The following is a 6,533-nucleotide window of genomic DNA, read 5'->3' as shown; positions in this document are numbered from 1 at the left end:
TGCTTATCGCGGCGGCCGAAGGGCGCATCCCCGAGCCGACCGTGGCCGTGATGGGGGCGGAAGAGCTCTTGCTCTCCGACGCCGTTCGCCGCGTGGCTCGCGTCGCTGGCCGCAAGCCCGTGTTCATCGCGCTGCCCGTGTGGTCGATACGCGCACTGGCCCAGGTGACCGAGTGGACGATGAATGTGCCGCTCGTCGCCAAAGCTCAAGCGCGCATGCTCGCCGAGGGCGTGAGCGAGCCGCTGCCCTGGGCGCCCGAGGTGCCCGCCGACATTCGCCCGTCGAGCCCGTTCAGCGCCGAGAGCATTCGCGCCGCACTGCCCGACGCGGGCCGATTCGGCTGGAACGATCTGCGGCTCGCCCAGTGGTGGCAGCGGCGGCGGCCAAAGAACTAGGCGGGCGGGATGCTCGCCGCGAGCATCCCGACACCCCGACCTACGCGTGCAGGGCGTCGTTGAGCTGCACGCCCGCGCCCGTGCGGGGCAGCACCTCGACGGCTCCTGTGACCGAGCTGCGGCGGAACAGCAGCCCCGCAACCCCGGAAAGCTCAGAAGCTTTGACGGTGCGCGGCTGCCCGTCGGCTCCGACCGTGCCGTCGACCACGACGACCTTCTGGCCGGCCGTCACGTAGAGGCCCGCTTCGACGACGGAGTCGTCGCCGATCGAGATGCCCACGCCGCTGTTGGCGCCGAGCAGGGCGCGCTCGCCGATCGCGATGCGGTGCGTGCCGCCGCCCGAGAGGGTGCCCATGATCGAGGCTCCGCCGCCGATGTCGCTGCCGTCGCCCACGACGACGCCCTGGCTGATGCGGCCCTCGACCATCGAGGTGCCGAGCGTGCCCGCGTTGAAGTTGACGAAGCCCTCGTGCATGACGGTCGTGCCCGGCGAGAGGTAGGCGCCGAGCCGCACGCGCGAGGCGTCGGCGATGCGCACGCGCGGCGGCGTGACGTAGTCGAGCAGGCGCGGAAACTTGTCGACCCCGAGCGCCGAGATTCCTGCTTGCTGCAGTGCCGGGCGGCGCGCGTCGAAGTCGTCGGGGTGCATGGGGCCCGCGGTCGTCCACATGACGATGGGCAGGTGGCCGAAGATGCCGTCAAGGTTGAGCGTGTTGGGCTGCACGAGGCGGTGGCTGAGCAGGTGCAGGCGCAAGTACGCATCGGGCGTGGATGCCGGCGGCGCATCCAGATCGATCGTCACCGTGCGGGCCTCGCGACGCACTCCGCGGCGGGCGTCGTCGCCCTGCAAGTGCTCGATCTCGGCGGGAACGATGTACGGGTCGCGGCCGTGCGGCAGCGTGCCGAGCTCGGGGCGCGGGTACCACGTGTCGAGCACCTCACCGTCGGCAAGGCGCACGGTGGCGAGGCCATAGCCCCAGGCGTGGCGCGTCGCGCGCTCAGAGTCGGTGGCGGTGGCGGGGGCGTTCGAGCTCGACATGACTCCAGGCTACCGGGGCCCGATTACGCTGGAACCGTGATCGAGACCGCCACCCCCGACCTGCCCGTGCACGAGGGTGTTGTGGCGCTGACGCAAGCGCTGTGCGATGTGCCGAGTGTCTCGGGTGATGAGCGGATGCTCGCTGACGCGATCGAGCGCGCCCTGAGCATCCACGCCCCGCACCTTGATGTGCTGCGCGACGGTGACGCGATCGTCGCCCGAACGCGCCTGGGCCGCGCGCAGCGCGTCGTGATCGCGGGCCACATCGACACCGTGCCCATCAATAACAACCTGCCGACCCACCTCGAGGGCGATGCCGAGACCGGCACGCTGCACGGCCGCGGAACCGTCGACATGAAAGGCGGCTGCGCCGTCATGCTCGCGCTCGCGGTGCAGCTCGACGCGCCCGCCTATGACGTGACGTGGGTCTGGTACGACCACGAAGAGGTCGCGAGCGAGCTCAACGGCCTGGGCCGCCTCGCGCGCACGCACCCCGACCTGCTCGCCGCTGACTTCGCGATTCTCGGCGAACCGTCGAACGCCGTCGTCGAAGGCGGCTGCAATGGAACGCTGCGCATCGAGCTTCGGGCGACCGGCCGCCGCGCTCATTCGGCCCGCGCTTGGATGGGCGAGAACGCCATTCACGCGCTCGCCCCGGCGCTTGCCCTGCTCGCGAACTACGAGCCGCGCTCGATCGAGGTCGACGGGCTCGTCTATCGCGAAGGCCTCAACGCCGTGAGCATCAGCGGGGGAGTCGCGAGCAATGTGATCCCCGACGCGGGTGTGCTCACGGTCAACTACCGCTTCGCGCCCGACAAGTCGGCAGCCGAGGCCGAGTCGTACCTGCGCGAGCTGTTCGCGGCCGCAGCGCCCGAGCTCGACCTCGTCGTGACCGACTCGGCCGGCGGGGCACGCCCGGGGCTGGATGCTCCGCTCGCGCAGCACTTCATCGCCGCGGTCGGCGGCACCCCCGCGCCCAAGTACGGCTGGACCGACGTCGCCCGTTTTGCCGAGCTCGGCATCCCCGCCGTCAACTACGGCCCCGGAGATCCCTCACTCGCCCACACCGACGACGAGCGGGTGCCAGTCGAGCAGATCATCGCGTGCGAGCGAGGGTTGCGGGCATGGTTGACCTCAGCCTGAGGCGCAGCGCCCTGCGCTGGTGGCTCGCGGTCGTTGGCGTGTGGGCGGCCTCGCGGCTCGTCACGACCGCGATCATGCTGTCGTTCGCGGCCCGCCAGGCCGACAACGCCTGGACGAGCGCCAACCCCGGCTACCTCGACTTCGCTCGACTGTGGGACGCCCACTGGTACTACATCATCGCGGCGGTCGGCTACCCCGACCAGATTCCGCGCGACGAGAACGGCCTCGCGGGTGAAAACGCGTGGGCATTCATGCCCGTCTACCCCGCGCTCATTCGCCTGGGCATGGCGCTCACGGGCGACTTCTCGGCACTCGGCTTCGCGGCAGTCGCGGTCACGATCTCGGTCATCGCGAGTCTCGTCGCGACGATGCTGTTCTTCGCTCTCGCGAAGCGCTGGCTCTCGTCGGGCACGGCGTTGCTCGCGACCGCGCTGTTCTGTTTTGCGCCTCTCTCTCCGATCATGCAAGTGGGCTACGCCGAGGCACTGCACCTCGCGCTGCTGTTCGGCGCGCTCATTCTCGTGCTTGACCGTCGCTGGGTCGCGCTGCCCTTCGTCGTCACGGTCATGGCGCTCACCCGGCCGAGCGGGCTCGCCTTCGCGTTCATGCTCGCCCTCGTGTGGGGCTGGCGGTGGATGCGCCGCCACGACGATGACTTCGCCCCCGTCGAGCGGCTGCGCCTCGGTCTCGCGGCCGTCATTGCCGGGTTTGCGGGCCTTGCGTGGCCGGGCATCGTCGCGCTGCGCACGGGCGACCTTTTTGGCTATATCGACACCGAGCTCGCCTGGCGCCGGCCCTACATCGGTGACGTCGAGCTGTTGCCGTTCACTCCCTGGTTTCAGGGGGCCCACTGGTGGGGCGGGCAACAGTGGTGGCCGGGGCCCGCGCTGCCGGGGCTGCCGTGGTCGATGGGAGAAGTGCTCGGCCCGGTCATCCTCGTCAGCCTGTTGATAGTGGCCGCGCTCTCGTTTCTGCTGCCCGCGATGCGCCGCATGCCCATCGAACTGCGGTTCTGGATCATCGCGTATTCGCTCTACCTGCTCGCGGTGTTCTTTCCGCAGTCGAGCACGTTTCGGTTGCTCGTGCCGCTCGCTCCCGTGCTCGGCGCGGTGGCGCTCGGCATCGCGAGCGTGGGTGCCGGGCGACTCTCGGGGCGCTGGTCAGAACGCACGAGCCTCGCGGTCAGAGTGGCCCTCGCGGTGCTGGCACTCGCACTCGGCATCGTCGGGCAGTTCGCGTGGATCCACATCGGCTGGTGGGTTGACGGCTACGACTTCACCCCGCCGTGATCAGGGGATGAACACTGTCTGAATCTGCGGTGTGACCAGGCCGAACGCGGTTCGCTCGATTTAGCCGTAGGGCATCTGTGAGGGATAATGGAGGGCACTGTTCAGCGAAGGGGAGAACCAATGGCAGCCATGAAGCCCAGGACCGGCGACGGACCGATGGAGGCTGTCAAGGAAGGCCGCCTGATCATCGTGCGCGTGCCCCTCGAGGGTGGTGGCCGCCTTGTTGTGTCGGTCAACGACGACGAGGCGAAAGAGCTGCACGACGCGCTCGCCGCGGCGATCGGCTAGGTCGAAACCCCCACTCGCCGCGCCTAGCGCGCGGTGATGAGCTGCAGAAGTCCGTCGCCCACGGGCGAGATCGCCACGTGAACCGCAGCTGATTCGCTGATGGCTGCGATGATGCCGCGCAGCTCTGCCGTAACGCCATCACGCTTGGCGGGGTCGGCGACCGTGTCACGCCAGAGAGCGTGCGGAATGAGCACCGCTCCACCCGGCCGCACGAGTCGCAGGGCATGTTCGAGGTAGTCCGCGATCGACCCGGCGTCGGCGTCGATGAGCACGAGGTCATAGCTCGCCTCGTTCATGCGCGGAAGCACCTCGAGCGCACGTCCGGTGATGAGCCGAACGCGCGAGGGCGCGTAGCCAGCCTCGGTGAAGTGGCGGCGCGCGACGTCGTGGTGGTCAGCTTCGATGTCGATCGAGGTGAGGAGAGCATCCGGAGCGCCCTGCAGCACCCACAGGCCCGAGACGCCGGTTCCGGTGCCGATCTCGATGACCGATTCGGCGCGCAGGGCAGCGGCGATGACCGCGAGGTGGGCGCCCGTGGCGGGGCTCACAGGCTCGATACCCAGCTCGAGCGATTGCGCGCGCGCGGCGCGAATGCCGTCAGATTCGACCGTCTGGTCTTCGACGTACTTCCACGACAGGTCTTTGCTGGGCACGGTGCTCCTTCTCACAGCCAGCCTAGGGCGAAGACCTCAGGCGACCGGGCTATTCTCAAGGGGTGTCCTGGGGTCTGACGTTCGAGAAGCTGCTGCTCATCGGGCTGATTGCTGTCATCATCATCGGCCCCGACCGACTGCCCGGCTACGCGGCCCAGTTCGGGCGCCTCATTCGCTCGCTGCGCGACATGGCCAACGGCGCGAAAGAGCGCATGCGCGAAGAGATGGGCCCCGACTACGACGACGTCGACTGGAAGAAGCTCGACCCGCGCCAGTACGACCCGCGCCGCATCATTCGTGAAGCGCTCAGCGACGATCCGACGCCCACGCCCGCGGTCGCGCCGCCGACCGCGACGGTGCGCGAGTCGGCGTACGCACAACGGCAGCGGCTCATTCGCGAGGGTCGACCGGCTCCGTTCGACTCTGAAGCGACCTAGCCGCTCGGGCGAGCGTCTTTCGCGCGGCGACGGATGCTCGCTCAGCGCTCGCCGACGGTGCGGTAGCCCTGCACCACGCGCGTGGCTTCGTGCTGCAGCAGTTCGAGCACGCGGCGCACGCTCGGTCGTTCCGCTCGGTCGGCGCGCATGAGCGCCGAGATCTGACGCTCGGCGGGCAACCCGGTGATGGGTCGCGTGACGATGCCGTTGCCGTGGCTGCGCGTGGTGAAGCGCGGCAGAATCGCGATGCCGACTCCCGCGGCCACGAGGCGCTCGACGATGAGATTGTCCATGATGCGCTGCACGATGCGCGGCTCGCGCCCCACCGCGGCGCCGAGGCGCTCAAGCACGCGGTCGTAGGGGTAGCCTTCGGGCGCGCCGATCCAGTCGGCGTCGACGAGGTCTGAGCCGTGCACGACGTTCTTCTCGGCGAGCGGGTGCCCGGCCGGAAGCGCGACGTCGAACGGCTCGGTCATGAGCGGTACACACCGCAGGCCATGTTCTTCCCAGTGAGCCGGAACGCCCTGCGAGTCGGCGATCACGATGTCGTAGTCGGGCGTGAGCTGCGCAAAGTCGGGCAGGGGCATGTCGTGGTCGGTGAGCACGACCTCGAGGCCCGGTTCGTCGCGCACGGCAATGAGAACCCCTGGCAACAGCATCTGGCCCGCTGTCGGAAACGCGCTTACCGAGACCGAGCCCTGCGGGCTCTGCGTGAACTCGTGCCACAGGGCTTCGGCCGACTCGATCGCGAGAGCGATGCGGCGCGCGGTGTCGGCGAGGGCGAGCCCCGCGCCGGTCAACACCAGCCCACGACCGTGCCGCTCGGTGAGCGGAACCCCCACTTCGGCCTCGAGCACCTTCAACTGCTGAGAGACCGCGGATGCGGTGCGGTGCGTTGCCTCGGCAACCGCGGTCACACTGCCGCGGTCGGCGAGCTCGCGCAAGAGGTGCAAGCGGCGGACATCCATTGTCCAATACTAAAGCAAAACTGAACTATCACTTCAGAAACAATCGATTGTGCTAAAGCGTGACGCGCGATGAAATAGAGGTGTTCAGGAAACCAAGGAGACCCCATCATGACCGCCGTGCTCATCATCATCGCCCTGCTTGCCGTCGCCGCCGTTGCGTCGACCATCGTCACCGCCTCGCGCGACGGCTACCGTCGCGTTCCCGCGACGCAGCGCTGAGCACTGCGCCAGACGGCGCCTTCGTCAACGGCCGTCGGACCTCGTTCTCGCCTTTCCAGGGGCGGGCACGGGATCCGGCGGCCGTTGTCGTGTCGCGGCGGT

7 protein-coding genes and 1 pseudogene are annotated in these 6,533 nt (G+C 69.0%); 5 read left to right on the top strand and 3 right to left on the bottom strand.

Going from position 1 to position 6,533, the window contains the following annotated elements; genetic code table 11:
* Positions 1-395: pseudogene (locus SFU54_RS04775) on the top strand (nucleoside-diphosphate sugar epimerase); the annotation flags it as partial.
* A gap of 40 nt (positions 396-435) precedes the next feature.
* Here SFU54_RS04775 and dapD read toward each other — a convergent pair.
* Positions 436-1,434 carry a 2,3,4,5-tetrahydropyridine-2,6-dicarboxylate N-succinyltransferase gene (gene dapD, locus SFU54_RS04770; protein WP_319015158.1) on the bottom strand — a complete coding sequence of 333 codons (999 nt, stop codon included), beginning with the start codon at positions 1,432-1,434 and terminating at the stop codon, positions 436-438.
* 39 nt (positions 1,435-1,473) lie between these two features.
* Here dapD and dapE point away from each other — a divergent pair, with 39 nt between their 5' ends.
* The 3 genes from dapE (at position 1,474) to SFU54_RS04755 (ending at position 4,154) form a co-directional block, all read left to right on the top strand.
* Positions 1,474-2,577: a succinyl-diaminopimelate desuccinylase gene (dapE, locus tag SFU54_RS04765; protein ID WP_413466567.1), complete on the top strand. Its 1,104-nt coding sequence runs from the start codon at positions 1,474-1,476 to the stop codon at positions 2,575-2,577.
* On the top strand, positions 2,559-3,866 hold the full coding sequence (locus SFU54_RS04760; protein ID WP_319015156.1) for a hypothetical protein: 1,308 nt from the start codon (positions 2,559-2,561) through the stop codon (positions 3,864-3,866). Before dapE ends, SFU54_RS04760 begins: the two co-directional genes overlap by 19 nt.
* Positions 3,867-3,986: 120 nt before the next feature.
* Positions 3,987-4,154 carry a DUF3117 domain-containing protein gene (locus SFU54_RS04755; RefSeq protein ID WP_255158837.1) on the top strand — a complete coding sequence of 56 codons (168 nt, stop codon included), beginning with the start codon at positions 3,987-3,989 and terminating at the stop codon, positions 4,152-4,154.
* A gap of 23 nt (positions 4,155-4,177) precedes the next feature.
* Here the strand turns inward: SFU54_RS04755 and SFU54_RS04750 are convergent, their stop codons facing one another.
* Positions 4,178-4,807 carry an O-methyltransferase gene (locus SFU54_RS04750; RefSeq protein ID WP_319015155.1) on the bottom strand — a complete coding sequence of 210 codons (630 nt, stop codon included), beginning with the start codon at positions 4,805-4,807 and terminating at the stop codon, positions 4,178-4,180.
* A gap of 62 nt (positions 4,808-4,869) precedes the next feature.
* Between SFU54_RS04750 and SFU54_RS04745 the strand changes: the two genes are divergently transcribed.
* Positions 4,870-5,244 (top strand): sec-independent translocase, encoded by a 375-nt coding sequence (locus SFU54_RS04745; protein WP_319015154.1) that lies wholly within the window; start codon positions 4,870-4,872, stop codon positions 5,242-5,244.
* Positions 5,245-5,285: 41 nt separating this feature from the next.
* Here SFU54_RS04745 and SFU54_RS04740 read toward each other — a convergent pair whose 3' ends face one another.
* Entirely contained in the window at positions 5,286-6,212 is a 927-nt protein-coding gene (locus tag SFU54_RS04740) for a LysR family transcriptional regulator (RefSeq protein ID WP_319015153.1), read from the bottom strand.
* Positions 6,213-6,533 lie beyond the last annotated feature (321 nt).

The organism is Microcella sp. (assembly GCF_033763155.1).
Lineage (GTDB): Bacteria > Actinomycetota > Actinomycetes > Actinomycetales > Microbacteriaceae > Microcella.
The sequence above is the reverse complement of the archived record's forward strand: the minus strand, read 5'-3'. Positions and strand labels throughout refer to the sequence as shown.